This window comes from Campylobacter concisus, assembly GCF_003048985.1.
In the GTDB taxonomy this organism is placed as follows: domain Bacteria; phylum Campylobacterota; class Campylobacteria; order Campylobacterales; family Campylobacteraceae; genus Campylobacter_A; species Campylobacter_A concisus_AY.
In genome coordinates this window covers 13,863-38,955 of record NZ_PIRS01000010.1, presented here as the reverse complement: position 1 = coordinate 38,955, position 25,093 = coordinate 13,863, and the positions used below count along the sequence as shown (strand labels likewise).

General features: G+C 36.5%; 21 protein-coding genes and 1 pseudogene. 8 read left to right on the top strand and 14 right to left on the bottom strand.

The window, feature by feature from the left end; all coding sequences use genetic code 11:
* The first annotated feature begins 9 nt into the window (after positions 1 to 9).
* The 3 genes from CVS91_RS07510 to CVS91_RS07500 are packed head-to-tail and all read left to right on the top strand — an operon-like array spanning position 10 to position 2,630.
* A complete protein-coding gene (locus CVS91_RS07510) occupies positions 10 to 963 on the top strand; it encodes a substrate-binding domain-containing protein (protein ID WP_107831368.1) in 954 nt (317 codons plus the stop codon).
* A complete protein-coding gene (locus CVS91_RS07505; RefSeq protein ID WP_107831366.1) occupies positions 950 to 1,696 on the top strand; it encodes an ATP-binding cassette domain-containing protein in 747 nt (248 codons plus the stop codon). Before CVS91_RS07510 ends, CVS91_RS07505 begins: the two co-directional genes overlap by 14 nt.
* Complete coding sequence (locus CVS91_RS07500; RefSeq protein WP_159071408.1) at positions 1,689 to 2,630, top strand: ABC transporter permease; 942 nt, start codon at positions 1,689 to 1,691, stop codon at positions 2,628 to 2,630. The genes CVS91_RS07505 and CVS91_RS07500 overlap by 8 nt, the downstream gene beginning before the upstream one ends.
* Before the next feature lie 169 nt (positions 2,631 to 2,799).
* Here the strand turns inward: CVS91_RS07500 and fldA are convergent, their stop codons facing one another.
* The 4 genes from fldA to CVS91_RS07480 form a co-directional block, all read right to left on the bottom strand.
* A complete protein-coding gene (gene fldA, locus CVS91_RS07495) occupies positions 2,800 to 3,291 on the bottom strand; it encodes a flavodoxin FldA (protein ID WP_107831362.1) in 492 nt (163 codons plus the stop codon).
* Positions 3,292 to 3,302: 11 nt separating this feature from the next.
* Entirely contained in the window at positions 3,303 to 4,016 is a 714-nt protein-coding gene (locus tag CVS91_RS07490; RefSeq protein WP_107831360.1) for a UDP-N-acetylmuramate--alanine ligase, read from the bottom strand.
* Between the two features lie 3 nt (positions 4,017 to 4,019).
* Positions 4,020 to 4,331, bottom strand: coding sequence for a DUF2325 domain-containing protein (locus CVS91_RS07485; RefSeq protein WP_002939277.1), 312 nt, complete (start codon positions 4,329 to 4,331; stop codon positions 4,020 to 4,022).
* A gap of 136 nt (positions 4,332 to 4,467) precedes the next feature.
* Positions 4,468 to 5,634: a sugar transporter gene (locus tag CVS91_RS07480; protein ID WP_107831358.1), complete on the bottom strand. Its 1,167-nt coding sequence runs from the start codon at positions 5,632 to 5,634 to the stop codon at positions 4,468 to 4,470.
* Between the two features lie 157 nt (positions 5,635 to 5,791).
* Between CVS91_RS07480 and nifJ the strand changes: the two genes are divergently transcribed.
* Together nifJ and CVS91_RS07470 are read left to right on the top strand one after the other, a co-directional pair.
* Positions 5,792 to 9,370: a pyruvate:ferredoxin (flavodoxin) oxidoreductase gene (gene nifJ / locus CVS91_RS07475; RefSeq protein ID WP_107831356.1), complete on the top strand. Its 3,579-nt coding sequence runs from the start codon at positions 5,792 to 5,794 to the stop codon at positions 9,368 to 9,370.
* A 65-nt stretch (positions 9,371 to 9,435) separates the two neighbouring features.
* On the top strand, positions 9,436 to 9,957 hold the full coding sequence (locus CVS91_RS07470) for a DNA-deoxyinosine glycosylase (RefSeq protein ID WP_107831354.1): 522 nt from the start codon (positions 9,436 to 9,438) through the stop codon (positions 9,955 to 9,957).
* 138 nt (positions 9,958 to 10,095) lie between these two features.
* Here the strand turns inward: CVS91_RS07470 and CVS91_RS07465 are convergent, their stop codons facing one another.
* Positions 10,096 to 12,615, bottom strand: coding sequence for a pentapeptide repeat-containing protein (locus CVS91_RS07465; RefSeq protein WP_107831352.1), 2,520 nt, complete (start codon positions 12,613 to 12,615; stop codon positions 10,096 to 10,098).
* A gap of 437 nt (positions 12,616 to 13,052) precedes the next feature.
* On the opposite strand from CVS91_RS07465, the gene CVS91_RS07460 reads away from it, so the two are divergent.
* The 3 genes and pseudogenes from CVS91_RS07460 (at position 13,053) to CVS91_RS07450 (ending at position 15,915) form a co-directional block, all read left to right on the top strand.
* Entirely contained in the window at positions 13,053 to 14,204 is a 1,152-nt protein-coding gene (locus tag CVS91_RS07460) for a TonB-dependent receptor plug domain-containing protein (protein WP_159071407.1), read from the top strand.
* An 18-nt stretch (positions 14,205 to 14,222) separates the two neighbouring features.
* Positions 14,223 to 15,143 (top strand): annotated as a pseudogene (locus CVS91_RS07455) (TonB-dependent receptor); the annotation flags it as partial.
* Between the two features lie 16 nt (positions 15,144 to 15,159).
* Entirely contained in the window at positions 15,160 to 15,915 is a 756-nt protein-coding gene (locus CVS91_RS07450; RefSeq protein ID WP_107831346.1) for a DUF4198 domain-containing protein, read from the top strand.
* Positions 15,916 to 15,975: 60 nt separating this feature from the next.
* On the opposite strand, the gene CVS91_RS10330 is transcribed toward CVS91_RS07450, so the two are convergent.
* From CVS91_RS10330 to CVS91_RS07415, 9 genes are all read right to left on the bottom strand, one after another.
* Positions 15,976 to 17,688 carry a hypothetical protein gene (locus CVS91_RS10330; RefSeq protein WP_199906249.1) on the bottom strand — a complete coding sequence of 571 codons (1,713 nt, stop codon included), beginning with the start codon at positions 17,686 to 17,688 and terminating at the stop codon, positions 15,976 to 15,978.
* Positions 17,642 to 18,760, bottom strand: coding sequence for a hypothetical protein (locus CVS91_RS10325; RefSeq protein ID WP_199906248.1), 1,119 nt, complete (start codon positions 18,758 to 18,760; stop codon positions 17,642 to 17,644). The genes CVS91_RS10330 and CVS91_RS10325 overlap by 47 nt, the downstream gene beginning before the upstream one ends.
* Positions 18,760 to 19,989 carry a lysozyme inhibitor LprI family protein gene (locus CVS91_RS07440; RefSeq protein WP_107831344.1) on the bottom strand — a complete coding sequence of 410 codons (1,230 nt, stop codon included), beginning with the start codon at positions 19,987 to 19,989 and terminating at the stop codon, positions 18,760 to 18,762. Before CVS91_RS07440 ends, CVS91_RS10325 begins: the two co-directional genes overlap by 1 nt.
* 237 nt (positions 19,990 to 20,226) lie before the next feature.
* Positions 20,227 to 20,349: a hypothetical protein gene (locus tag CVS91_RS10580; RefSeq protein WP_257784944.1), complete on the bottom strand. Its 123-nt coding sequence runs from the start codon at positions 20,347 to 20,349 to the stop codon at positions 20,227 to 20,229.
* On the bottom strand, positions 20,340 to 21,098 hold the full coding sequence (locus tag CVS91_RS07435) for a hypothetical protein (RefSeq protein WP_107831342.1): 759 nt from the start codon (positions 21,096 to 21,098) through the stop codon (positions 20,340 to 20,342). The genes CVS91_RS10580 and CVS91_RS07435 overlap by 10 nt, the downstream gene beginning before the upstream one ends.
* Positions 21,099 to 21,172: 74 nt before the next feature.
* A complete protein-coding gene (locus CVS91_RS07430; RefSeq protein ID WP_107831341.1) occupies positions 21,173 to 22,000 on the bottom strand; it encodes a hypothetical protein in 828 nt (275 codons plus the stop codon).
* Positions 22,001 to 22,049: 49 nt separating this feature from the next.
* Complete coding sequence (locus tag CVS91_RS07425) at positions 22,050 to 22,445, bottom strand: hypothetical protein (protein ID WP_107831339.1); 396 nt, start codon at positions 22,443 to 22,445, stop codon at positions 22,050 to 22,052.
* Between the two features lie 5 nt (positions 22,446 to 22,450).
* The gene (locus CVS91_RS07420) at positions 22,451 to 22,900 is read right to left on the bottom strand and encodes a hypothetical protein (protein WP_107831337.1); all 450 of its coding nucleotides are present in this window, start codon (positions 22,898 to 22,900) and stop codon (positions 22,451 to 22,453) included.
* 123 nt (positions 22,901 to 23,023) lie between these two features.
* Positions 23,024 to 23,362, bottom strand: coding sequence for a DUF2614 family zinc ribbon-containing protein (locus CVS91_RS07415; RefSeq protein WP_107831335.1), 339 nt, complete (start codon positions 23,360 to 23,362; stop codon positions 23,024 to 23,026).
* Positions 23,363 to 25,093 lie beyond the last annotated feature (1,731 nt).

Here is a 25,093-nt window from a genome sequence, read left to right as displayed (position 1 = left end):
GAGAAAATAATGAAAAAGTTGTTTTTACTACTGGCGGTTTTGCTCAGCATTTGCGGTGCAGAAGATAAGATAAAGATATATTTTGAAGCAGGCAGTGTCGGAGATAACTTCTCTACGGTCATTTCAAATGGCGCAAAAGCGGCGGCTAAAGATCTAAACGTCGATCTAAAAGTTATGTACTCTGAGTGGGATCCAAACAAGATGGTTGAAAATTTCAAAACCGCTCTTGCTGCATCTCCTAGCGGCATCGTAGTCATGGGCCACCCAGGCGACGAGCTATATAAGCCACTTATCAAAAAAGCGCTTGAGAGCAAAGTAGCAGTAACTAGCATCGATACCGAGCTACCAAATAGCCTTAATGAATTTAAAGCAGATGGTTTTGGCTACGCAGGAAGCAACAACTACAAAGCAGGCCAACTTATGGCAAACGAAGCTATCAGAAAATTTGACCTCAAAAAAGGCGAAAAAGTGATGGTTTGGGGGCTTTTAAGCAAGCCAACACGCGGACTTAGAGCAAAAGCCATGCTTGAAGTCTTTAAAGAAAATGGACTAAATGTAGAATATATAGAAATTTCACCTGAGATCAACAAAGACCCTAGCCTAGGGCTTAGCGTATTTAGCGCATATATGGCAAAACACCCTGACACAAAGCTAGTCGTTCTTGACCACGGCGCACTTACAGCACAATCACCGCAGTTTTTAAAAAGCTTAAATTTAGACAAAGAGAAGCTAAATGTCGCGGGCTTTTCGCTCTCACCTGCAACGATAGCTGGTATCAAAGATGGCTCGATCGACCTAGTTGCTGACGCTCAGCCATTTTTTCAAGGATACTTTAGTGTTCTTCAGATCGTGATGAATAAAAAATACTCATTTTCTGGCTTTACGCTAGATACAGGTGGCGGTTTCATAACATCTAAAAACATCGATCTTATCGAGCCACTAGTAAAAAATGGCATCAGATAAGATAGTCAAGCTAAAAAACGCCTTTAAAAGTTTTGGCAACACGCAAATTTTAAAAGGCGTTGATTTTGACTTGCAAAGTGGCGAGACTATAGCGCTTTTGGGCGACAATGGAGCTGGGAAATCCACTCTGATAAAATGCCTTTGCGGATATGAGAAATTTGATAGTTTTGATAAATTTGAAATTTCAAATACTCCTATCCAAAAGGATAAATTTAACCTCCTAAAAGCGCGAAATATGGGGATAGAAGTGGTCTTTCAAGAGGGCTTTTTAGGTAGCGAACAAGAAATTTATCGCAACATCTTCGCCACTCGCCACATAACTAAATTTGGACTCATAGATACCAAAAAAGAGATAGAGATCGCAAATAAAATTTTAAAAGAATTTTTAGGATTTAGCGGTGTTGGACTAGATGCCACAAGCAAGGCAAAAAATTTAAGCGGTGGCGAGAAACAAGGGCTTGCGATCGCTAGGGCGATATACTTTCGCTCTAAAATTTTGATCTTAGATGAGCCCACAACAGCGCTTGGGGTAGATCAGAGCAAGCGCTTTATGGACTATCTAAAGTCACTAAAAGAGCAAAATTTAAGCACGATCATCATCACTCACGACCTACATCAAGCCTTTAATCTAGCGGATAAATTTCTATTTTTACGCGGTGGCAAACGCCAAAAAGTGCTGATAAGAAGCGATATATCTAGCATAGATGAGCTATATAAGGCCTTTTATGAGTAAGAATTTGATCATCACGCTAATTTTATTTGCTATTTTAGGCGTCTTTGCAGCATTTGCCCCAGATGTATTTTTGTCAAAAAATATATATTTTAGCTACCTTGTTAGTGTACCCATCATTGCTATTTTGGCGCTTGGACTCTTGCCGCTCATAATTGCGGGCGAATTTGATATGAGCTTTCCGTCAGTTATGGCGATAAGCGGCTTTGTCTTTGCCTATATCTTTAAATTTAGCTCCAGTCTGGCTCTTTCTCTAGTGGTAAGTTTGGCTGTGGGCGGTGCTTGCGGTGCTTTAAATGCCTTTTTAGTCATAAACGCGCGCATCCCATCTATCATAGCCACTATCGGCACTCAGTTTTTCTGGCGAGGCCTAGCTACCGTGGCTAGCGGCGGACTAGCCCTATCTTTAGCCACAGCTGAAGGAGCGATAAAAGAGCTTTTAATAGGGCGTGTATTTGGTATCCCAGCTCAGTCCATCATAGCCGTAGTGATAGCATTTTTGACATATATAGTGATATTTAGGCATAAATTTGGCGATGGCATACTCTTTACCGGCGACAACCAAAAGGCCGCCAAAATGCTAGGCGTGGACGTAGACAAGGCAAAATACCTACTCTTTATCAACACAGGAGTGATGAGCGCACTAGCTGGCGTTATCTTGAGCTTAGAGTTTATCAACTGGTGGCCGACGCAGGGTGATGGATATATGCTCCTTGTCTTTGCGGCGATATTTTTGGGAGGAACTGGCGTAAATGGCGGAAGTGGAAGCGTCTATGGCACGCTAATAGGCTCGGTTATCATAGGCATAATGGAGAGTGGTATCGTGGCTATGGGTTTTGACGCCTTTTATACTCGTATGATTTACGGCGCGATCATCGTTATCTCTGTGATTATCTACGCTAAATTTGACCGTGTTGGCAAAGCAAATTTAAAATAGCTCACGACAAGCTTAAATATAGATAAATAAAGCGCTAGACAAGCTTGCAAACGTGCCAGATAGCAAAAATGGCGAAGCGGTCTCACTTTTAGAGGGGTGAGGCGCTTTTTTAATTTGTTTTGTTAAATTTAAAGAGAGAATTTAGCTAGAAGATCTAGCTAAATTTGAATTAAATAAAGTATGGTTTTATCTGCTCGATCCAAGCTGAAATTCTACCCTCAGTTTTGTCGCTCTGGTTATCAGCATCAAGCGCTAGACCTACAAATTTACCATTTCTTACGGCATCAGAGCCATCAAATGTATATCCATCAGTGCTAACTTCGCCAACTACTTTTGCACCTGCTTTTACGACCTCATCGTAAAGCTTTGCCATGCCGTTACAGTACTCATCAGAGTAGCTCTCGCTATCGCCCATGCCAAAAACAGCGACCGTTTTGCCGCTTAAATTTAACGCTTTAAAATCAAACGCGTCCCAGTCATCTTGAAGATCGCCGCTACCCCAAGTCGATGTGCCAAGGATGAGCTTATCAAAGCTATTTATTTTTGCTGCGTCCACGTCAGAGACGTTTAAAAGCTCGTTTTCAAGTCCCAAGCTCTCGCTTATAAGTTTTGCTGCATCTTCAGTATTTCCCATGCTGCTTCCATAAACTATACCTATCATTTTTATCCTTTTTAAAAAATTTTACTAATAATCGTATAAGGCACGAGCTTTATGCACCCTCTTGCAAAGCAGTGTCTAACCTCAACGTGCCGCCTAAATTCCTCATTTCTAGGGCAAACGATATAGACCATCTCGCACTCGTGACCAAGCGCGCAAACGGCTGCATCGATGTCGTCGTTTAAATTTCTCATATCATCAAAGCTCACTTTTTTAAAGCTTGGCATGACGCTGAGTAAATTTTTGCCATCTTTTTTGACCGAGATGACACCACCATTTAGCACGATCTCTTTGTCCTGATGGCGGAGGCGTATTTTATCATAAACAAACTGACAAAACATCTGCGCTGCATCAATGAAAAACTCAAATTCTCCGCTTCTATAAAGCATCTTTATCATCTTTGCAGCTGCCATCTTTGGCTCTTTTGCTACAAATCTCAACCCTTTAAAATTATTTTTCAAATAAGCATTTATAACGACGTTTGAAGGTATGCAAAAGCTATCAACTGGTTTGAAATTTAAAAATTTATCACGCAGTAAGAAATTTATCCTAGCCTCAAAAATGTCTTTGAAATTTAGAAATTTAGCGTAAGAAAGCGGTATCTTTAGCTCGCTCTCTACGCCAACATTATAAAGTGCGATAAAAATTTTTGCACGCGAAAGCTTGTCAAGCTTTGCAAAAATACTTGGAGTTATTTCGCCAATATCTGATAAAAATCCGAACTTCATCGATTATTCTTTGCATCCAAATTCCTTATCTAGGCCAAAGACCTTACAATACTCGCAAAATACGCAACTAACGCTTCTTTTTGCACAAACGATAGGGATATTTCTCTTTTTCGCTTGAGTTTTAATAGTCTTCATCGTATTGTGGTTTAAAAAGCTAGTTAGCATCACCACGCACTCAGTATCTTGTGGGATCGGCTTGCGATTTACGCGGTTTTCGTTTCTAGCGTCCCAGTGCTCTATCTTCTCAGCTCCCAAATCATGCAAAACAGCCTTAATAGGCGTGATCTCATCTGCTCCGATAACTAAAACTGACATAACAAGCTCCTAAAATTTATTCGTTTTCTGATAACGATTATAAAAAAGCTTAGCTAAAATTATTCTTAGTTATGATATTTATTATCACTTATTTGTAGAAATTTGTAACGTTTTTGGTTTTTAAAAAAGGCTAAATTTACTCAGCCTTTTTAAATTTAACCGCTGCAACGAGAAAGATGACAAGTCCAGCCGCTGCAAAAAGGCTGCCAACGTTGCCGATATTTTGCTCGCCAAGATGAACTATCGTTTGATGTCCTATTAGCGCGCCAGCTCCTATGCCGATATTATAAATGGCTGAATATATCGCCATCGCAGCGTCCGTGGCATTTGAGGCTAAATTTAGCACCTTGATCTGAAAGCTCATATTTATCCCAGCTATGCCAAGCCCCCAGATAAAGGCAAGCGCAAGCATAAAGCTCTCATTTGTAGCGATAAAATTTAACGTCAGCAGGCAAGCTAAAATGATAGCTATTGAGGTAGCTGTAAAAGCATTTGGTATGAGCTTATAAAATTTAGAGAAAAGCACGCTTGTTACGATACCGGCTACGCCAAATAAAAGCAAAAATATGGTGATAAATTTACCATCAAAGCCGCTTATGTCTTTAGCAAATGGTTCAATGTAGCTATAAGTGCTAAAATGCGCACTGATAACGATAGCAGTTAGCAAAAATATCACCATCAAGAAGCCATTTCTTGCAAGCTCTGGCAAACTCTTTAGCGAGCCTGAGTTTTTGCTAGGCAAAAGTGGCAAAATTTTATATAGCCAAGCGCCAACGCCCACAGCAAAGATCCCTATGAGCCCAAATGTGACACGCCAGCCCAAGCTATCACCTAAAATCCTGCCAAGTGGCAAGCCAAGTATCATCGCCATTGATGTGCCAAGTGCTAAAAGTCCCAGGGCTTGCGAGCTTTTATTGATAGGTGCCACCCTAACAGCAAGCGAGGCGGTGATCGACCAAAATATGGCGTGTGAGATGGCTATTAGCACGCGAGCTATGACTAAAACAGTAAAATTCCAAGCAACAGCGCAAAGTGCGTGAGAAGCGACAAAAATGATAAAAACCTTTAAAAGTAGCGACCTTCGCTCTAAATTTGCAGTTAGCAACATAAAAGGTAGCGAAAGTATCGTCACACTCCACGCATATATCGTGATGATGAGCCCAGTATCAGCCGTACTCATGCCAAAATCCTTTGCTATGTCGCTCAAAAGCGGCACCGGCACGAACTCAGTTGTATTAAATATAAAAGCTGCAAAAGCTAGCGCAATAACCCTTAGATAGGCTATTTTATGAATATTTATCAAAATTTCATCCTTTTTTACTTTACCCTTACAATATTAAAATTTGACTTACATCTTAGTTATTTATAAATTTTAATTTTTTAATGATAGAGATTAATGACAAATTTTGGATTATTTCTTTATAATAAAGCCATTTTTAAGATAATTTTAAGGCGGAAATATGTCAAAAATAATGAAAACTATGGACGGAAACGAGGCCGCAGCTTACGCATCATACGCATTTACCGAAGTAGCTGGAATTTACCCTATCACTCCTAGCTCGCCTATGGCTGACTACACTGACCTTTGGGCAGCGCAGGGCAAGAAAAATTTATTTGGTATGCCGGTAAAAGTAGTCGAGATGCAAAGCGAAGGCGGTGCAGCTGGCACGGTGCATGGCTCACTACAAGTTGGCGCCCTAACTACGACCTACACAGCTTCTCAAGGCCTTCTTTTAAAAATTCCAAATATGTATAAGATAGCAGGCCAGCTCCTCCCTGGCGTCATCCACGTCTCAGCTCGTTCGCTTGCGGCACAGGCACTTTCAATATTTGGCGACCACCAAGACATCTACGCCTGTCGCCAAACTGGCTTTGCTATGCTAGCAAGCGGCTCAGTGCAAGAGGTGATGGATATCGCTGGCGTAGCGCATTTAGCAGCGATCAAGGGCAGAGTGCCATTTTTACACTTCTTTGACGGCTTTAGAACGAGCCATGAAATTCAAAAAGTAGAAGTGATGGACTACGCGCACTTTGACAGACTCCTTGACAGAGAGGCGCTACAAAAATTTAGAGACGAAGCGCTAAATCCAGAGAGCCCAAAAACAAGAGGCACAGCGCAAAATGATGATATCTACTTTCAAACAAGAGAGTTAAGCAACCGCTTTTATGACGCAGTGCCAGACATCGTAGCAAACTACTTAGCTGAAATTTCAAAGATCACTGGTAGAGACTACAAGCCATTTAACTACTACGGCGACCCTGAGGCTACTCGTGTCGTCGTAGCTATTGGCTCAGTGACGCAAACTCTTGAAGAGGTCGTTGATTATCTAAACGCAAAAGGCGAAAATGTGGGCATCATCAAGGTGCATTTGTACCGCCCATTTAGCACGAAGTATCTCTTTGACGTGATGCCAAAGAGCGTGAAAAAAATAGCCGTTCTTGACCGCACAAAAGAGCCTGGCAGCCTTGGCGAGCCACTATATCTTGATATAAAAGCTGCATTTTACGGCCAAAAGGACGCCCCGATCATAGTTGGCGGCAGATACGGCCTAAGTTCAAAGGACGTCGATCCTGCACAGATGCTAGCTGTATTTGAAAATTTAAACCAAAGTGAGCCAAAAGATGGCTTTACAGTGGGTATCGTCGATGACGTCACTTTTACCTCGCTACCGACTGGAGAGAAAATTTCACTAAGCGATGAGAGCGTTAAAGAGTGCTTATTTTACGGCCTTGGAGCTGATGGCACCGTGGGCGCAAACAAAAATTCTATTAAGATCATCGGCGATAAGACTGATCTTTACGCGCAGGCATATTTTGCCTACGATAGTAAAAAATCAGGCGGTTACACACGCTCGCACCTTCGCTTTGGCAAAAAGCCGATCCGCTCGACCTATCTCGTCTCAAACCCGCACTTTGTAGCATGCTCAGTCGCCGCATATCTTGAAATTTACGATGTGATTGACGGCATCAGAGAAAACGGCACATTTTTACTAAACTCTATCTGGGACGCGGAGCAGACCATAGCCAAACTGCCAAATAAAGTTAAGAAAATTTTAGCTAGCAAAAATATAAATTTCTACATCATAAACGCAACAAAGCTAGCACACAACATCGGACTTAAAAACCGCACAAATACCATAATGCAGTCGGCATTTTTCAAGCTTGCAGACATCATACCATTTGAAGATGCGCAAAAATATATGAAAGAGTACGCGCACAAAGCCTACGCTAAAAAAGGCGAGGCGATCGTGCAGATGAACTATAACGCTATCGACGTTGGCGCAAATGGCCTTATCAAGGTGCCAGTCGATCCTGCGTGGGCAAATTTAGCAGATGATGAGCAAAAAGATGAAAAATATATCGGCAACAGCTTCATCGAAAACGTCGTAAAACCGATAAATGCGGCTCGCGGTGACAGCCTACCAGTCTCAGCCTTCATAGGCTACGAGGATGGCCACTTCGAAGCTGGCACGACGGCTTACGAGAAACGCGGCGTTGGCGTAATGGTGCCAAAATGGATCGAGCAAAACTGCATCCAGTGCAACCAGTGCGCATTTGTCTGCCCGCACGCTGTAATCAGGCCATTTTTAATAGACGAAAACGAGCTTAGCGCAGCCCCAGATGGCGTAAAAGAGCATAACCTAGAGGCCAAAGGCAAAGAGGTCAAGGGACTAAAATATAAAATCCAAGTAAGCCCGCTAGACTGCACCGGCTGCGAGCTGTGCGCGCAAAACTGCCCAAGCAAAGAAAAATCGCTCGTCATGGTGCCGCTTGAAGAAGAGCTAGGCAAAAACGAGCAAGAAAACGCTGATTATCTATTTAAAAAGGTCGCTTACAAAGACGATCTAATGAACAAAGAGAGCGTTAAAGGCGTTGGCTTTGCTAAGCCGCTCTTTGAATTCCACGGCGCTTGCCCGGGATGTGGCGAAACTCCGTATATCACGCTTATAACAAGGCTCTTTGGCGAGCGCATGATCGTGGCAAACGCGACTGGTTGTAGCTCGATATATGGCGGCTCAGCCCCATCTACTCCATACACCACAAATGACGAAGGCAAGGGCGTTGCTTGGGCAAATTCGCTATTTGAAGATAACGCAGAGTTTGGCATGGGTATGAACGTAGCGATGGAGACCATGCGCCACCGCATCGAAGATATAATGAGAAATAACATAGATAGCGTGCCAAACGCACTTTCAGCGCTTTACAACGACTGGATAAATTTCAAAAATGACGGCGAAAAAACGCAAGAGATCACGAAAAATTTATTGCCTATTTTAGAGCAAAATTTAAGCGCACCAGGCGTTAAAGAAATTTTAGAGCTTAAGAAATTTCTCGTCAAGAAGTCGCAATGGATTATCGGTGGCGACGGCTGGGCGTATGACATCGGCTTTGGCGGACTTGACCACGTGCTAGCAAGCGGTGAGAACGTAAATGTGCTAGTGCTTGACACCGAAGTTTATTCAAACACTGGCGGTCAAAGCTCAAAATCAAGCCGCGCAGGCTCGATAGCGCAATTTACGGCTAGTGGCAAGCCAGCTCAGAAAAAGGACCTTGGCTACATCGCGATGACTTACGGTAACATTTTCGTAGCGCAGATCAACTCAAACGCGAGCCAAGCAAACGTGATAAAAGCGATCGCAGCGGCCGAAGCGTATGATGGCCCAAGCCTCATCATCGCCTACTCTCCGTGCATCGCTCACGGCATCAAAGGCGGCTTATCGCAGTCAGGCGGCCAAGGCGAGCTCGCCACAAAATGCGGATACTGGCCGACATATCTATACGATCCGCGCCTTTTAAAAGAGGGGCAAAATCCGCTCAAAATCACCTCAAAAGAGCCTGACTGGTCGCTTTATGAAGAGTTTTTGCTAAACGAAGTTCGCTACAACTCGCTTAAGAAGACCAACCCTGAGCACGCAGACGAGTTACTAGCTAAAAACAAAGCTGACGCACAAAGACGCTACCGCCAGCTAAAACGCCTAAGCCTAGCAGACTTTAGCGACGAAATAGAGAGCAGCGAAGCTGCGCAAAGTGCTGAATAAATTTAAATTTCTCTTGCCAAATTTAAGCGGCAAGAGAAAATTTCTTTAAATTTAAAAGGTGAAATATGAGCCAAATGCACCCTTTTAAGCCAATCTTTGATAAAAACTCTAAAATTTTGATCCTAGGCTCATTTCCATCTGTCATCTCTCGTAAATTTGGCTTTTACTATACAAATCCGCAAAACCGCTTTTGGCGAGTGCTGGCTGGGATATTAAACGCTGCTGTGCCAAAAAGTAAGGATGAAAAGATAAAATTTCTACTCTCTCACCACATCGCGATATATGACGCTGCGATATCGTGCGAGATAGAGGGCTCAAGCGACGCAAAAATGAGCAAGATCATACCTGTAAATTTAAAGCCTTTATTTAAAGAGGCAAAGATCAGGCAAGTTTATGCAAACGGTGGCAAAGCTTATGAAATTTGTAAAAAATACTTAGAAGATGAGATCATAAAAGCGACAAAAAATGAAGTGATAAAACTACCATCAACTAGCCCTGCAAATGCTAAATTTAGCCTTGAAAGGCTCATGTGCGAATGGCGAGCTGTAGCGGATACATTAAGAGATGGCCAAATTTATCTCTCTTAATTAGCCCAATTTACTTGTCTATTATCGCAAACGGCAAAATCTAAAATAAAGAAGCCGCCAAATTTCGCCAATATATATTTAAGAAGCAAGCAAAAGGATTATTCCCTTTATTACTGCCACTAATAGCTACATAAATCTCTAGCTAGGCACTATAGAATTTCTACGTGCAGTTTTTGTAAGTGAATAAACGACAAGTAGCATAATAAAAGCATAAAGTAAATTTGCGCTTTTTTGTATTGATTGCATTGCTTCATCGTATTTTAGAGCATTTAGAACCTTTTCATACGTTTTTTTAGTAGTTTCATGTAAAATTTTACAGCTAGCATTATGATCCATAGATTCTTTGGAGCATTTGATGTATTTTTTCACAAAATCAATTAACGGAGTGTTTGTTCTGCTATTATCCAATCTTTCTAAAATCATTTTTCTATTTTTAGCTATAAAATTGATCTTATTTTCTGCTTTTATATTGATAAAATTTGCATCCAGAAGCATATCATCCAAGCTATTATTATTGTATTTTACTATGTATTCTTCAAATTTACTTTCTGCTATTTTTTCTGATGTAAAAATACCAATAAACGGCGTTATTAATACGGGTTTATCCAAAAAGATAGCCATAAAAATTAGATATGTCATAAAACGCACAAAGCTAAATCTAAATAAATAAAACGACAAAGCATATAATGTCACATATAAAAGTATAAAAACAATAACATAAATAGAATAGTCAAAAGCACTAACTAAGCCTGGTGTAATGAAACTTACATATGCAACAATTCCTATCGGTACAGTTACCCACAGTATTTTATATTTCACAACAAAATACAATAAACATACTAGTAATCCAATTAGAAAAATAGACAGTAACAACAGCATCAATATTTTAGGACTATCAATCATTGCTTTCAACAAAAAATCATCTAAAACCCAAAAAGACAATCCATACACAGCAATACTTAGAATAGTAAAGTTTATTATCTTAAATAAATTTGTGTGATGATCACTGGTATTTCTATATAACTTTAGCGTTATCAAGTCAAAAAAGAGCTCAATACTATTTTTATTTTTAGTTGTATCTTTTGGCTCTTTTGTAGCTTTTACTTCATTGCAAGTTTTACTATTTTTAGCCTTTATGTCTTCAAGAGCAAATTCTAGCTCCAGCTCTTTACAGTATAGCTCTAGGCGGTGAAACAAGCTTGCGTCTAGCGCATTACCTTTGTTATTTAAAGCGTGTTTCATGAGTCTAAACCCGTCCCTAAAATCATTTGTTGCACTTATGCATTTTTCTATATTATTGGTACTTGTATCCTCGATAAACTTTTTAAGCTCTTCGTAAGTAAAATCTGTTTTTGCATTTACAAAATTTAAAGCACCATTAAAAATAATTGATGAGAAATTAACTGGCTTTTTAAAAATCGCACCGTAAAAGCAAGCAACTCTTTTAAAATCACTCTCGCGAAGATCGACAAAATCCTCAAAAACTCTATTATTAAAATAAGCATTATCTTGAAAAGTCGTATTGCTAAAATTTGCATCTTTCCCAAAAGTAAGATTTTTGTCTGTTTTGAAGTTTGCTTTCCCTTCAAATTTTGTATTTTCAAAAGTCGCTATATCTTTAAAGTCCGTATCAAAAAACCGTGCCTCATCGTTAAAAGCAGTAGAACTAAAGTCTGTATCTGCTTCAAAAATAGCATTTGTAAAATATGTTTTTTCGTTAAATACTGCATTTGAAAAGTTAGCTTTATTTTTGAATATTGTTTCTTTTAGTATCGCAGTTTTACTAAATTGTGTTTTACAAAATCGTGATTCATTTTTAAAATTTGCTTTATCAAAATTTACTGTATTATTAAATGTCACTCTAGTAAATTTTGCTATACCGCCAAATATGGCGCCATTAAATTTAGTCTCGCCGCCAAAGGTACATCTATAAAATGACACAGCTTTATCAAATTTAGCTTTGCTAAAATTGACAAGACCGTCGCCGAATCGTATTGGTGAAAAACTTACCGTGTTTTTAAAATTTGCTTGGTAAAAATTTGCGCTTTCGATTTTTTGTATTACTTTAAATGATGCATTTGCATAAAATAGAGCGCCTTCAAAGTTTATATTGTGACTTTGTAGCAAGTGAAACGTAAAATTTTTAAGAAATTTGCTTTGAGAAAAATCAACATCAAAATTTGCATTTTCGCATTTAAAATCATCTTCAAAGGTGCAATCTGTAAAATTAATATTTGAGTTATTTAGATAAACCCTTTTTTTAAATATGTACCCGTGAATTGCTTTTACATTAGTACTTGTGCTAATACAATTATTAAAAATAATATCTGTATTAATTTCTACTACCGTATCAGCTACTGGAGAACAATGTAGAGTACAACTATCGAATAAAATTTTTGTTTTTGCATTTTTTATATAGTCAATAAAATTAACACTATCATATGATGGATTACTAAAATAAGGAGTCGTAATTTTATTAACACGACTCCCTAACGTAACTTGATCCAAAATATACCAGTCATCCGCAATAAAAATTTTGTCCCTTAGAACATCAAAACCGAAATTGTCTACAAGATATGCTAGCTCTGGGTTTTCATTAAACTCTTCTTCGCTCAAATCTCGTTTTGAATTTAATAGCTCTTCTATGTTTACATCCATATTTGGCACCTTTACATTTTAAATACATATTTGTGAAATATTATCAAAAACCAACTTGCGAATTAATTATTAAGAAACAAAAACAGATAACGGATTTTAGCCTGTTTTCATCTTAAATTTAGCTTCAAATTTTAAAATTACCCAAATCAAACAAAGCAGGAAAAACCGTGAAAATCCTAAAATTTCTATTTTTACTTCCGCTTCTAGCCATCGGCGCGCAGGCGCTGGAGCCAAAAATATAAAAATTAAATTAATTCCAAGTACAAAATTTAAAAACTTTTTGTAAAAATAAATTTTATCTTAAATTTTTTATATTGACAATGATTATTATTTTGATATAATTTCATAACTTTGTTGTCTCTGCATTTTGTATTTTTTAGCGTTCTTTATTTTTAATTATTTATATTGTTTGTTAAATTTAAAACTAGGAGTTTATCTTGAAAGTTTTGTATTTTTCGGCTCTATTGGTAGCTTTTACAGCGAGCCAGGCGCTTGAGGCACAAGAGGTCACGCTTGAGGGCGTGGAGGTAACAGCAAATAAAATCAGTCAAAATTTAAAAGACGTCCCACAAAGTATCGATGTGATAAATGGCACCGAGCTTGAGGAAAAAGGGATAAAAAATGTAAGCGAGCTTTTAAAATCCGTGCCAAACATGAACGGGCAAACTGGAATGTATGAGGGCATCAGCACAAGAGGGCTTAATCCTTCGATATTTACTAGCTCAAACCCAGTGACTATCTATGTTGGGGGTGTGGCTCAAAGCAATAAAGACGCCTCTTACATCCCTCTTTCAAACATCGAAAGAGTTGAAATTTTAAGAGGTCCAAGTAGTACGATTTATGGTAAAGATTCAATAGGAGGCGTCATAAATGTCGTATTAAAAGAGCCTAGCAATGACTGGCACGGTGGCGCTGGCTTGGAGTATGGCACTAGAAAATACCGCCTAGCAACATTTGACGCAAGTGGTGCTCTCATCCCTGATAAGCTATTTCTTGGCTTAAATGGATCAGTTTCAAAGCAAAATGGCTGGATCGTAAACGATCTAAATTCTAAATACGCAAACGGCAAGCAAAACTATAATCTTGGACTAAATTTAAAGATCGTTCCAATAGATAGGCTAAGCATCAAGCTTTACGGCGACTTTTTTAATCGCAAAGACAAATCCCTTGATGATCTTTTGATAGCAAAGTCTCAGTTTTTTAGCATAAAAAAGAATGACGCTAAGCACATCGATCTTGAAAATGACGCCTACGTTAAACAGCGATCCAACCAAGGCGCGATCGATCTTAAATACGAGTTTGACAAATTTGATCTAACATCAACCACAACCTACCGAGAAGTTAGAAAAGATGGCATTTATGATGAGGATTTTGGTAGCAAGAAAACCTACCTAGACCCTGACCATAACGGCTTAATCACCTTTTTAAATTTAAAAGACAATACACTCTCGCAAGAGCTTAGGCTAAGTAGCAATGACGAGCAAGAGATAAAATGGGTCGGAGGAATTTACCTAGAAGATGAGAAGCAAAATTTTAAAAGCTCGGGCGATCAGTATAAAGACACTGGCAACACAGTGATCGAAGACTAGCCTTCAACTACCAGCTCCAAAACAGCCTCTACTTTTGGTCAGATAACCTACCCTCTTACTAGCAGGCTTGATCTAATGCTTGGCGCAAGGGTTCAACAAATAAGAAAACACACAAAGGTTGATTATTACTCTTATAACATGGGCTCAAACAAAGGCGCGCCGCAATTTTCGCTAGATGAAAAAGCTAAATTTAACGCCTTTTTGCCAAAAGTCGCACTAGGATACGACATAAACGAAAATTTAAACATCTATGCGATGTATTCAAAAGGCTATTTGGCTGGTGGATTTAACTTCTACACTATGGGTGGCAGCGTAGAAGATAATAAATTTAAGGCACAAACAAGTGATAACTACGAGATCGGAGTGAAGGGCGCTTATGAAAATTTGAGATTTTTGGCTGATGTATTTTATATGGATATCAAAAATACCCACATCATCTACAACGACCCAGCCAATCCAAACTCTTATGCCACTTCAAACGCTAAAAAATCCAAATCAATGGGAGTTGAGCTTGAGAGCGTCTTAAGGGCGACAAATGAGCTTGAACTAAATTTTGCGGCTAGTTTGCTTAAGACAAAATACGGCGACTACCTCAACAAAGATGGCTCAAATAATAAAGGCAATAGGATTGAGCGCAACCCTGAGTATAAGCTCTCTTTAGGCGCATCATACTACGCGCCATTTGGGCTTTATGCGAGGCTTGATACAAATTTGATCGGTAAGACATTTTTTGATGCAAAAAATGAAATTTATCAAAAGAGCTACAGCACGATCGATACAAAGGTCGGCTACTTGAAAGACAGCTTTGACATATACTTTTATGTAAAAAATTTAACCAACAAAGAGTACTTCTCTTACGCTAGAGACAAGGGTAGAAACGTCCTTGCGACCTATGGCGACGGCAGAGTATTTGGCATCGGCGTGAAATATACATTTTAATTCCAAAGGAGAATTTATGAAGAGAAATTTATTTGCATTTTTGGTGTTGGCGGCTTTTTCTAGCCATGCTTTGGCTCACGACTTTTGGCTGCTAGGAGATAGCAAAGAGCTGACAAGTGTCGATATCGGCTTTGGGCATGACTTTCCAAATCCTGAAAAGATCGATGAAAAAAGGGTGAACAACTTCGAGACTCCTTATATCCTTACAAAAAGCGGTGAAAAGCTCAGCCTAAAACAAAGTGGCGAGAACTACCACTATGAAAGAGCTAAGCTAGAGGACGGCACCTATCTTATCATAGGCGAATACAAGCCTACTTTTTGGACGGAGGCTAGCGATGGTACTTGGCACATGAATAAGAATAAAAAGGATATAAAAGGGGCTAAATTTTGCAGGCATGCGACGATGAGTGCAAAGGGCATAATAAATTTAAATGCAAAAGATGTTTTTGTCACAAATCCAGCCCATCAGCGCCTAGAGATCGTTCCACTTGATAATCCTGCAAATTTCAAGGTGGGCGTGCCATTTAAAGTAAAGGTGCTCTTTGAGGGCAAGCCGCTAAAAGAAGCTGTTGTAAATGGAACGTTTGAGGGATTTTTAAAAGAAAAGAGTGCTTTTCATGGTGAAACTGAAGATGATGGCACTACCGAGGTACTAGCATTAAAACCAGGCAAGTGGATGCTTGAAGCGGTCTATAAATTTGCCTTTAGTGATCCAAAGATATGTGATGAAGAAAAAGCAAAAGCTACATTTGCATTTGAGATAAAAGAGTAAATTTAGCAGTGAGCGTATCAGTTTGGTGCGCTCTTTTTATATATTTATGGTATCGCATCCCTACCCAACTTCTAGCTTAACCTCTTTGCTGTCTAGTCCAACTCTTTGCTTTACTTCGTTAAATTTTTGGATAAATCTGTTTTTATTCTCGCTATTTATCAAATTTATCCCACTTTTTGTAGATGATGCTCTTTGTATATTGTTATCTCTTGCATAAATTTTACATGGCTCTATATATGATCTATCTTTGCCATCTATGCTTTGGTAGCATGTCTCACTTAGCTTATCATCTTCATATATATCTATATCCCCGCTATTTAAATTTGAGTTTATATAATAAACCCCATTAGGCATATGCTCTACTTTCTCATCTTTGCCCTCTTTACCAAAGATATCATCAGACAAGCTTGTATCAAAGCACATAGTAGCATCAGTATGCCCAAACTCATATATACAAAGCTTGCCATTAGAGTATTTTAAATATATAGGTGCTTTTATATCTACTCTAATATGCGTCTTTCCAAAATTAGTATTAAACGCAGGTGATTTTAGATAGGCAAAAAACATTATGATATGGTTGCCATGATTTAGCTTCTTTAGTAGCTCTTTATCTTTTATATCATCTTTTGGGCTAAAGGTGATCTTTTTGCCTTTAAATTTCTCTTCACTTAAATTTATTGTCCCTATTGGCTTATCTACCATAACCTCACTATTATATTTATCCTCTTTTATCACCTTATATGCCCAGTTTACCTCTTTGTAGTCATCATCTCCCTTGTTTGGTAGATAAACAGCCTCTAAATTTAAAGTATCCTTTATGCTTAGATTTGTAGCGTTAGTGTTTTCTGAAGTATTTAGCCTGATCTCAGTTATATTTTTTTGATAAGCGACTGTAGATACTTTGATATCAAACTCAGCACCTCCATCTTTTTTATCTTTGCTAGCTAAAGTGACAACAGCAGTATCTTCTTTGGCATGTATCTCGCCAGTGTCATACTCTTTGCTTAGATCAAATGTAGCTATGATAAATTTTGAAGTCTTTTTAAAGCCTGAAAAGTTTTTATCTAAATTTATATTTATTCTAAATTTAGCCGTATATGAGTTTTTAGAGCTACTATTACTATCTGAGTCTTTATCATCGTTTTTCTTTAGGTAGTATGAGGGATAGACCCTTTTATCTTCACCATTATGAAGATACACCTCTTTTATGTCGCAGCTTTTGCCCTCTTCATCTTTTATGATCAGATCACTCACTACTATGTTGAAATTTCCTTCATTTTTTGTAGAGATACTATCAGTAGCGTCTGGTAGCCTTAGCTTTATATCAAACATGCTTGAAGCCTTGTCGCTTCTTATGCTATAGCTGTTTTCTTTAGCAAAATTTAAGAGGTTAAAGTTCATTTTTTCAAAGAAGTTAAGAGTTATTACATTGCCGCTATTAAAGGCATATCTCTCATCTTGTGATATAAAAATTCCATTAGCATTTTTATATATGATAGTCTCACCATTTGTAGAGGGCTTTATAAAGCTTATCTCTTCATCTCTTGAGTTTTTATTAGGCTCTCTTACATCTTGCTTATAGTTCATAAGCACTATCTCACTCTCATTGCTATTCCCATCTGGGTTTAAATTTGAACAATCAAGCGATGTATTATCTGCTAAAACGATAGTAAAGGTTGTGTTTTTTGGTTGGATAGGCATTACAGGAAGGGCTGAGGCTGTTGGATTATATAAGCAAGATATCTCTTTTAGCTTCAGGCTTAAACTCACCATTTTCTGCTCTTATTTTTAAAAGTTTATTTATCCTTGAGATATTATGACTATTATCATCTTTTGTGGTGATCACATAGATATCTTCTAGCTTAAAGGTCTTTGAGGTGACATTTTTTAAAAGAGCATTTATCTTATCTGCAAAAAATTGCAAGATAGTGTTGTATTTTCTGTAGTGTTCGTTAAAGTCAGCATTGCCATTTGAGTAGCCAGCTATAGTTCTATTGCCTTTAAATTCCTTAGTAGTCTCATAGGCTATAGCGTTTTGTAGATAGGTTATAGATGGCTCATCTTTCTCTTTTATCTTTGCTACATTTAAAAGAGAGAATAGATCCAAACACTCTTCAAAGGATATTGCGTTTATGCTTATATCTCCTAGTTCGTTTTCTTTGACCGCGTTATTGTTTTCATTACTTTCAAAAAGCCCAAATTCATTTGACTCTGCAAATCTGCGCTTAGCTATACCTATATCATTATCTGCGTTACTCTTATATCTTATCTCATACCAAGCTCCAAAGCGGTTTTTAGCTCTTAAGTGAGCTTTTAGTCCATTTCCTACAAGGCTTGGATTATTATATGTCATGCTCATTAGAGCTATATATTCTCTACTACCTATGCTATATTTATCTATTTTACTCTCTTGTGGGCTTATAGAGGTATAAGCTAGTTTTTTATTTAGACCATCTCTAAATATTTCAACAACCTCTGGCAATATATCGCCGATTTGTTTATCATCTAACTTAAATTCGCCAAATTTCGTACTTTTTCCGTCTTCTGTTTTTATGCTCTCTAGATACTCTGATACCTTAGATCTCAAATTTCCATTAGTTTTTACCCCTATCCCGTTAATAGTATTAAGTAACCCAGCAAATTCTTCTTCACTCATTTTAGGTTCAGAATATTTCTTATCACAAACTTCTTTTAGTATCTCTTTTAAGGTTACATTAAAACCACAACCTATAGTCGCTATTTTATTAGTATCGTAATATAGCTCATATATAAAGCCTTCAGCTTTTTTTAATGTACTCCCAAGCTCATTTTTAAAATTACTAGCATTTCTCTCATTGATTGGCATTAAAACTCCTTAAACTGATTAAGATACTCTCTTACAAGCTTAGTATCATTTCTATCTTTAAATCTGCTTTGGATAGGCATTCTACAAACCAGATAATTTCCATATTTATTCATATAGACCCTAAAGAAGAATTTATCAGCAACTATAAAAGTGGGTGAACTAGAATAGCCATCAGGATATGCATATCTTCCGAATTTATCTTTTCTCTCTTTTCCATGTAAATTTGAAGCATACAGTATTCTAACTATTCCATCTGAAAGTATATTTGCATCATAGCTTTTATCATTAGTATTATATATTGCATTACTAAAGCCACCTATATCATTTTTTATTGTCTTTTTATAGACTTCTGTTGCAAAATCAGCATAATTTTCCTTTACAAAATAATCTAAGCCTCTCTTTTTAAACTCTTCCTTGGTCTCTTCTACCTCTTTAAATTTAAGTCCAGATTCTGGTTTTTTTCCAGGCTTTATGTACTCACCATTTAAAAAATCACCAAACTGCATACTAGAATTTGTGCAATAAGGTTTATATGTTTTACTTCTTAGATCATATATATCTTTTTCCTCTCCACCTATACCTACGCACATAATAAAGCTTCCAACTGGAGCAAAGTCAAGCTTAGTGTAGTAGTAGTTCTTGGTGGTGTTTAGCTCTCTTTTTGCAACATCTTCATCAAGAGCATCTATTAGAAATTTCTCATAAAACTCTTTATCTTCCCCATAAGGTGGATTATCTTTATTTACAGGCTTTGGAGAGTCCATCCAGAATTTTTGCGTAAAGTAGTTATAGCATAGATCATTTGTGCTATTTTTATCATTTATTGAAAAACCTGTTCTCCAATCGTAGCTTGGAACTATAGATTCTATCCTATTATAATATTTGTTAAGGACACACCTTCTAAATTCTTCTTTATCTTTTTCTGTGTTGCAATACTTATCTCTATACTTAACCCAGTCAATCTGACTTTGTTTTAGCTTTTCTAAATATGGCTTTATCTCCTCTTTGGCCTCTTCATTCATATAAGGGATGTCATATTTTCCCATCATTAGATCATAAGCTTTTTGCATATCTCTATCTACTCTTGATATATCTTCATCAGAACATACCAACTTTTCTACTCTTGTTTTAGCTTTAGAACAATCAAAGCTAGGCTGAATTTTTTCACTTGAGTAGAGGTTTGATGTGGTTAGTAGTGTGAATATAAAAATAAGTTTTAAATTTTTCATTAGAGTTCCTTTTTATGGTAATAAAATCTTGTTATTGTATCTTTTATGGGATTTATCTATTATAATTTAAAAGCTTATTTTAACGCAAATCATCTACTATTTCGTATTTGTCGTTACATTTTTTATAATTCGTTAAATGGCTCAGCTCCAGCTTGTATCTAACTTTCCATGCAAACAAGGATTTGTTGAGTCCGTCCTATAAATTTAAATTCTATATTTCTAAATATTTATGGCTACTTATGGTCTATAGCCACATACTGCGCCATCTTTTTCATGGTCTTGACATATATATTCTTTTTCAGCGCAAGCCGTAAAAACAAATGCCAACAAAGCAAACATGATTAATTTTTTTATTTCCATTTTATCTCCTTTGATTTTGTATTAAATAATAACCCATGCTGACGCATCTTTTGTCTATCCATATTGATTTTTATATTATAAAAAATTTCTTCCGTATCTTGCCTAAATTGTCTTGTTATTTTATTTAACTTTTCTTTTTCTGAGAGGGTGCTTTTTTTAAATACCTCACTTGATAAGTTAAAACTATACTCAGATCTTATACGAAGCACCTTTGGCACACCATTGGCACCATAAAAGCTACAATATGTCTCATACTCTTGCGTCTGAATTATGCCATCACCCTTGTTTTGATGATTATATTTTTTATTTAGTTCTTTGGGAAAGCTTCTACATTTTATACCATCTATGATATTGACAAAAGCCCTATCATAATACTGTCCAAATGTTTCATTTTTATATTTTATATTTGGATTATTAGTATTTAGCTCAAAAGAATTTATATTTTCCAAGTCAAGATACTTTTCTCCATCGAATGTATCTATCTTATCTATTTCAAGATAAAATATCTCAACTATCTCCCCGATGATACGGCGCTGCAACACTGTAAAATCATCATATTTGTCTAAACCCTCAAATAAGATGCCTCTATTTATCGGCGCCTTTACTGAAAATGTTTTATTTGAGCTATAAAGTGTAGTGTTTGCATCCATTTTTATATAGTCGCGATCATATATATCACTTTTATATGTATTATCAAAACTACATCCTGTTATGAAAGCTATTAAAAATGAAATTATTAGTATCTTCACCTTACTACACTCCTTTATGTATAGCCACTATTTTTATCAAATTCTTTGCATATAGTTTGCAGTTGTAATTTTATCTAAAACTGAACCCTATATGGTTTATCAAACAAAAGCCCTTCTTTTCTCATCTTCTCTCTATCCATGCCAAGCTTTATGGTAGAAAATATTGCTTGTATGTCTTGCCTAAATATATTATGTATATCATTTAAGACTTCCTGCTCTGTTTTGTTGCTATCTGTAAAAGCTTTTGATTGGCGATTAAAACTATATTCATATTGTAGTCTAACCATATTTGTTGGTTTTTTAATGTTTTTTGGTTGATAAAATGAACAATATGTATCATAGTATTGCGTATATGTCTTTTCACCATCAATTACATTTTGATAAATCTGTCTCAAATCCGCATGGACAAATGTCCTGCATTTAACTCCATCTATATAATCAAGATATGCTTTTTTATATATAGCACTAGTAGTAGTATTGTAAAAACTCTCTTTAGTTTTTGTCTCTTCTTCAAAAATTTTAAGATTTTTTGGATTGAGATATTTTGCAGATTCAAAAGTATGCCCAGGATAAGACTCTGTCGAAATAATAAGCTTTGAAGCCATCATATTTTTTACAGCCCAAGTCAACGCCATGCCTTCCTCTACTTTATATACTCCATAAAAAACGCCTATATCCTTATGTATAGGTGCCATCAAAGAGAGCAATCCCTCTTTGGTAGATATTATTTGATCTACACTCAAAATTTTAGATTCTTTATTGTCATCATCTACACTCGTAACAATACCGCATCCCGACAAAAATAAGATAATAAATAAACATTTCGTAAGTTGCGGTTTTAAAGTAGCAACCAATACATCAAACGGAGTGATTATAAATAATATAAAATTTCTAAATTTCATCTATTCTCTTTCGCTTTACTATAACATCCTCTCGATCGCTATTGCTTTCCTATCTCTTTAACTTTCGCTTTTTATTTCTAGGTTTTGACCTAAATAGCGGCTCGGTCTTTGGTTTTGGCCTTGTTTCATAGTGCGTGTTGTAGCATTTTAGTAGCTCTTGTCCGCACTTTTCACATGTAGTTTCACCTATATTATAAAATTTCATGCAGTCAGGGCACCACATGCCCTCTAGCCTTTGCACTATTGGCGGCTCTTTTCTAAAAGCCATCCAAAAACCATAGATGCTTAGCACCAAAAATCCAAATGCTGGTAGCAAGTATAAATAACCAGTATCGTCAAATTTAAAAAACTTCTCACCAACTTTTACATTTTTGTTAGCTAGCATAGAGATACAGTAAAGTAAGCACATAAATCCTATAAAAAAGCCACCTATGCGATTAAACATATTTTCTACTTTCTAGCATTATTTTTCAAATTTTCTTTACGCCTTTTTGATCGAGACATTCTAAAGAATTTTGGTTTAGCTCTTGTGGTATTGTCGTAATTCCTTGACATTGCTTTTACTTCCTTATAGATAGTCCGAACAAGAACCGCTCCAGCTAGAAAAAGTGAAAAATTTGCTACATATCGCAAGGTTCCATAGCTGTAATTAATATACAAAAAACAAAACACACCAAAAATGGCAGATATAAAAATAAAAGATGTTATTATGTTTTTATCAAACCATTTAACAGATCTGTATTTAACAAAACAACACAGGTCAAACACAATCATACTCAAAAGAACACTAAAAAGAACTAGCCCGACCGCATCAAACAACACCCAATATAATAGTGGCGATCCACTTTTTATTGTTATTTCAATTAAGACATTTATGAAAACATCCCAAAATATACCCAACCAAACTTCCTTTTTTAACCAAACGGATCGGCAAATATAAACCTTAAACCACTTCCTATCTTGGCAATATCGCCTAAATTTTAAATGAATTTATATGGAATTTACAGAGCCAATGAAGGAGTGCTATATTTTAGATGCTTTTTTACCGTGCTTGTCGTTAAATTTAGTTAGTGGCTTGCCACAATCTGGACACCAAGAGGTATCTTTGCTGATTTTAATGGCTCTGCCACAGCTATTACACCATTTGTATTCAAATTCTTTCTTGATATTTTTAAATTTAAGAGACCTATATCCGAGCCAAAAAAATAATATGGCGCCCACCAATGCCGTCACACCAGAAAGCAAGTAGAAATCTCCCATCAAAGAGTAGTCGGCACTATCATATGCTCTTGCTATTTTCTTGCTAGTAAAAATTTGAATAGCAGTTATCAAAAATCCAATAGATATAAAGAAATTACTCATTTTTCATTGCCTTTAAAAGCCAAATTTGTAGCCCTTAAACTACTTTTTTAGCTCCCTGTATATAAAAAGCAAGCCAAACAGCACCATGACAGATCCCACTGGTATATTTAGACCATGAGGGATAACATCTCCTTTTGGCAGACCAAAAATATTTATCGGTGGGGCCGGATCCACTAGGATAGACAGCCCTCCGGCAAAAATAATAAAACCTATTAAATAATTCATTTATTTTTCACTTTTCCACTAACTGTCCATTTGTTAGACGGTGCTGCTTATCATTTTTATTTACTATCATATCCATTCCCTAAATTTCTCCCTATGGCTTTTTAATCGAGAAATTCTAAAGAATTTAGGTTTGGCTTCTATAGCATTGTTTTGTGGTTTTGCTAAATGTCTAATTGCCTCAACAATAGCATAAATGAAAACCGCAACAACAAGAAAAAGTGAGAAATTTGCTGTTAGGAGCAAAATGCCATCCGATCTAGTGACACTAAAATATAGCCTATAAAACAAAAAAGCGATCAAGAATATAATCACTAGGTCAAACAAGATATATAAAATAGACTGGATATTACCCCTTGTATTAAATTTGAAATAATATAAACTTGAAATAACATCCTCTATAAACATCTTTAAAAATAGTAATCCTACAGTGTCAAATACCAGCCAATACAGCCACGGAGCGTTTGGCATAAAACCAATGTCGATTATCCTGCCAATAAAACTACCCATTAAAATATTTCAAAACGCATCATTGCCAAATTTAAAAGAATTATTTATATTCATAAATCAACTTGTTTAACTTTACGAAAAATAGCACAGATAACATAGCAAATATCAACTATGAGCTGGAGACATAAACAAGCAAATGCGATATAGAGTAAATTTCTATCACCTAGGTCGTATGCAAAAAATTGAGGAATGTTTATAAAATTTGTCAGGATGATCATTATAGCACCAACAAAAACAAACAAGTATCTAATCATAAATTTTCGACCCTTGTTTTTAGACTCTTTTAGCCAAAAAATCAAAAATATAAAACTTGCAATAGATCCGAAAATTAGACCAATATTATTAAAAGCCAACGTTATCCCCCATCAAAAAAACAGTAACTATCAGAAATATATTCAAAAATAGTTGATAATAGCCAGAAAAGTGCTTAGGATTATTTTGCCAATCTATCAATATAATGGCTGGCCAGATCATATTCATAAAAAAAACAACTATCACAGCCATGAATATTCCAGTTCTCATTTCTGACCAATTGTTGTGATAATAGACAATATGGCAAGCAAAATAGATAAGTATGGCAAAACCTATAACAATACATAATATAGATAAAAATCTCAGAAATTTATATATGAAATTTAGCATAAATCGCTTACTTATATATAGTATTAGATAAAGCACTAAATTTGATATTAAAAAAAAATAGATATTACTTCCACTTATTATCCTGCCACTTTGTAAGCTGAAAATGGGTTTACTCCAAACCTTGCCCATTAGCTCAAAATCCACCAACATTTTGCTTTTATCCTTTAATTTTACATTTTTAACCTTTAGCAAATTCTTGATTTTCTTTTTTTGATTTCTATTTTTGGATTTTGGTGCTATAAAACTAAAATTTGCATTACTCGGGCATTTTTGTAATTATGAAGTGTTTTTCATTAGTTTTATCTATTAATGTATTCAAGTCTCTTAACTAAGTGAAACTCTAGTCTAGTTATATCA

Bases quoted from the DNA above. Each gene is read 5' to 3' on its own strand.
- CVS91_RS07510 (WP_107831368.1), top strand. From the start codon at position 10: ATGAAAAAGTTGTTTTTACTACTGGCGGTTTTGCTCAGCATTTGCGGT.
- CVS91_RS07505 (WP_107831366.1), top strand. From the start codon at position 950: ATGGCATCAGATAAGATAGTCAAGCTAAAAAACGCCTTTAAAAGTTTT.
- CVS91_RS07500 (WP_159071408.1), top strand. From the start codon at position 1,689: ATGAGTAAGAATTTGATCATCACGCTAATTTTATTTGCTATTTTAGGC.
- fldA (WP_107831362.1), bottom strand. From the start codon at position 3,291: ATGATAGGTATAGTTTATGGAAGCAGCATGGGAAATACTGAAGATGCA.
- CVS91_RS07490 (WP_107831360.1), bottom strand. From the start codon at position 4,016: ATGAAGTTCGGATTTTTATCAGATATTGGCGAAATAACTCCAAGTATT.
- CVS91_RS07485 (WP_002939277.1), bottom strand. From the start codon at position 4,331: ATGTCAGTTTTAGTTATCGGAGCAGATGAGATCACGCCTATTAAGGCT.
- nifJ (WP_107831356.1), top strand. From the start codon at position 5,792: ATGTCAAAAATAATGAAAACTATGGACGGAAACGAGGCCGCAGCTTAC.
- CVS91_RS07470 (WP_107831354.1), top strand. From the start codon at position 9,436: ATGAGCCAAATGCACCCTTTTAAGCCAATCTTTGATAAAAACTCTAAA.
- CVS91_RS07465 (WP_107831352.1), bottom strand. From the start codon at position 12,615: ATGGATGTAAACATAGAAGAGCTATTAAATTCAAAACGAGATTTGAGC.
- CVS91_RS07450 (WP_107831346.1), top strand. From the start codon at position 15,160: ATGAAGAGAAATTTATTTGCATTTTTGGTGTTGGCGGCTTTTTCTAGC.
- CVS91_RS10330 (WP_199906249.1), bottom strand. From the start codon at position 17,688: ATGGTGAGTTTAAGCCTGAAGCTAAAAGAGATATCTTGCTTATATAAT.
- CVS91_RS10325 (WP_199906248.1), bottom strand. From the start codon at position 18,760: ATGCCAATCAATGAGAGAAATGCTAGTAATTTTAAAAATGAGCTTGGG.
- CVS91_RS07440 (WP_107831344.1), bottom strand. From the start codon at position 19,989: ATGAAAAATTTAAAACTTATTTTTATATTCACACTACTAACCACATCA.
- CVS91_RS10580 (WP_257784944.1), bottom strand. From the start codon at position 20,349: ATGGAAATAAAAAAATTAATCATGTTTGCTTTGTTGGCATTTGTTTTT.
- CVS91_RS07430 (WP_107831341.1), bottom strand. From the start codon at position 22,000: ATGAAATTTAGAAATTTTATATTATTTATAATCACTCCGTTTGATGTA.
- CVS91_RS07425 (WP_107831339.1), bottom strand. From the start codon at position 22,445: ATGTTTAATCGCATAGGTGGCTTTTTTATAGGATTTATGTGCTTACTT.
- CVS91_RS07415 (WP_107831335.1), bottom strand. From the start codon at position 23,362: ATGAGTAATTTCTTTATATCTATTGGATTTTTGATAACTGCTATTCAA.